At 65.0% G+C, this 2,252-nt stretch carries 2 protein-coding genes and 1 tRNA gene; 1 reads left to right on the top strand and 2 read right to left on the bottom strand.

What is annotated here, in order from left to right; all coding sequences use genetic code 11:
- Nucleotides 1-632 (bottom strand): hypothetical protein (locus tag VFA08_05385; protein HYZ13022.1); only part of this gene is annotated, 632 nt, incomplete at its 3' end.
- Nucleotides 633-753: 121 nt separating this feature from the next.
- Here VFA08_05385 and VFA08_05380 point away from each other — a divergent pair.
- A tRNA-Leu gene (locus tag VFA08_05380) sits at nt 754-837 on the top strand.
- 752 nt (nt 838-1,589) lie between these two features.
- Here VFA08_05380 and VFA08_05375 read toward each other — a convergent pair.
- On the bottom strand, nt 1,590-2,252 hold a 663-nt coding region (locus VFA08_05375), incomplete at its 5' end, for a cyclic nucleotide-binding domain-containing protein (GenBank protein HYZ13021.1).

Below are 2,252 nucleotides of genomic sequence, written 5' to 3'. Positions count from 1 at the left end.
CCCGAGTCGCCGTAGCACGCGCCGCTGTCGCCGTGGGCGGCGTTCTGGCTCATCTTCAGCCACTGCGACGTCAGCGCGTTGAACGAGCCGATCCCGTATCCGCGGTCACCCTCGAACGGGAACTGCGGGCCGTTCTCGCCTTTGACGATGATTTTCTCGCTCGTTCCGTAGCCGACGACAGTCAGCTTCGTGCTCTGGTCGAGCCCGAGCGTGTCGAGGTAGCCCACCTGCTTCGGGAGCGCGGCGAACGGGATCCCGCTTACGGGCGAGCCGAGGACCATCACCGAGACGTCCTCGCGGACGCCGCCCTTGTACGCCGGGTTCGTCCGCGCCGTCGCCGGGATGAGCCCGGACGGGAACGGCTCGACGTCGGTCTCGTCGAACGTCACGAACTCTGGCCTCGGATCGGCCTCGAGGAACGCCGTGCAGTGGCTCGCCGTCAGGAAGACCGTCGGCGAGACGAGCGTTCCCGAACAGACTTCCGCGTACCCGACGCCGCTGCGGGCCGGAACCATGATCGCCCCGACGTTCGGGTGCCGGCCGTTGTCGGGGAAGCCGGTTGTGGTGATCGCGTCGGCGCCGCCGACGAAGATCGTGCAGGCGACGATCGCCGCCAAGAGAACCCTGTACATGCCCCTCCCTCGTCGAGAAACCCTGGGCGCGAATCGTAGCCGCGTGCTGCTCGTTTCGATGCGCGGCGGGGCCGCGCGGCGCTCGTCCCTCGCAAGAGGCGCGGCTACAATGGTCGGCCGCGCGGATGTGGCGGAATTGGTAGACGCGCACGGTTCAGGTCCGTGTGGGGGCAACCCCGTGGAGGTTCAAGTCCTCTCATCCGCATAGCCGGTTCTTGCGGTTTCCGGTGCCCAGACGTTGCTAAGAACCCTCTGGGACAACGGACTCGCCGGCTCAGCTCGGGCCCCAGCAATCCGCCGCCGGGTAATCCGGGATCAGCCGATCGATCGCTCGAACTTCGGCCGCCATCGCGTGGAACGCCTCAATTCCCTCTCAACGATTGTTCGTCTCCAGTGCATGGAGGAGATCTTCGAGGTGATCTAAGCCCTTCGACCAGTGCCCGTATGCCCGCTGAAGCCGCTCCACGTCTCGTTCCGGAGCGCGCAGTCGCTCAAGTTGGGTTAGCTCATCCCGCGCTGTTTCCAACCAACGGCGGTCGGAGGCCGGGTCGCCACGCTGGATTGGAGGCTCGCGGAGCCGGGCGTTATGGCTCATGCAGATGGAATTCATCCTGTCTGCGAACTCGTCGTGCGTTAGCCGCTCAGCTCCGCCGTGAGATCCACCGCATCCAACGACGGCGACGACGCTGAATACCGCAAGAACGCCGCTACCCCGTCGGCTCATCAGACGAAAGCGATGCCCAATCAGTGCCCAAGCGCGTCAAGGACCGGTCACCGAAGGAAGCGGCGAGAGAAGCGTTCGACCGCCAAAAAGAGCGCAGCCAAGCCACTCCCGCCATCTTGCCGGACATCCCTCCACAGGACTTCCAACCCTGTCGAGGTTCAAGTCCTCTCATCCGCATAGCCGCCCCGCCTGCTGCCTCGTTCTTTCCTCGCGAGCCGGGTCAACGCCAGGGCTTACGCGAGCCCCGGTGCCTCGATCTCACGGCCGCGGCGGAGATAGCCTGAGACGAGGCGGATGAGGAAAAGGCCAAACTTCGGGTTCTGGTAGTAGAGCTCGAGGACCCTGTCGCCGGTGATCGTCGCGAGGCGGCAGTCGTCTGCGCAGATCGCCGTGACCGTGCGTACCTGCTGCGGTGCGAAGAGGCCGATCTCCCCGAAAACGTCCCCCGCCGACAGACGCTTGTGAAGCTCCGGAAAGTCGACGTGACCACTATCGATCACGTATAGCTTGTCGGGCGCGTCGCCGGCCCTGAAGAGCACGTCGCCCTCGGGATGATCCTCGCCCTTCATGTACGGGACGAGGGCCTCGAGCGCGTCCGCGTCACTGGCGCCCCGCACTGCCGCGATGAGCCTCTGGAGCTCGCGTAGGCGGAGAACGTTGAGTGGGAGAAGGCAGGCATGGAGAACCAGGATCGGGTAGACCCTCCCGAAGACGCCGTAGTGCAGACCGAGAAGCGCGTAGGTGATGAAGGCCATGTTGCTCGTGATCGCGACGATCCGCAGCGGGATCATCGTCTTCATGAAGAACGAGCAGAACACGAGAGTCGCAGCGACCCAAGCGGCAACGACGATCCACATTTCGCACCTCGACGGAAGAGGGGCCAGGCGTTCGGGATT

The sequence above is a fragment of the Actinomycetota bacterium genome, assembly GCA_035640355.1.
Lineage (GTDB): Bacteria > Actinomycetota > UBA4738 > UBA4738 > HRBIN12 > CALGFI01.
Note: the sequence above shows the minus strand (reverse complement) of the source record. Positions and strands in the feature narration are given on the sequence as shown.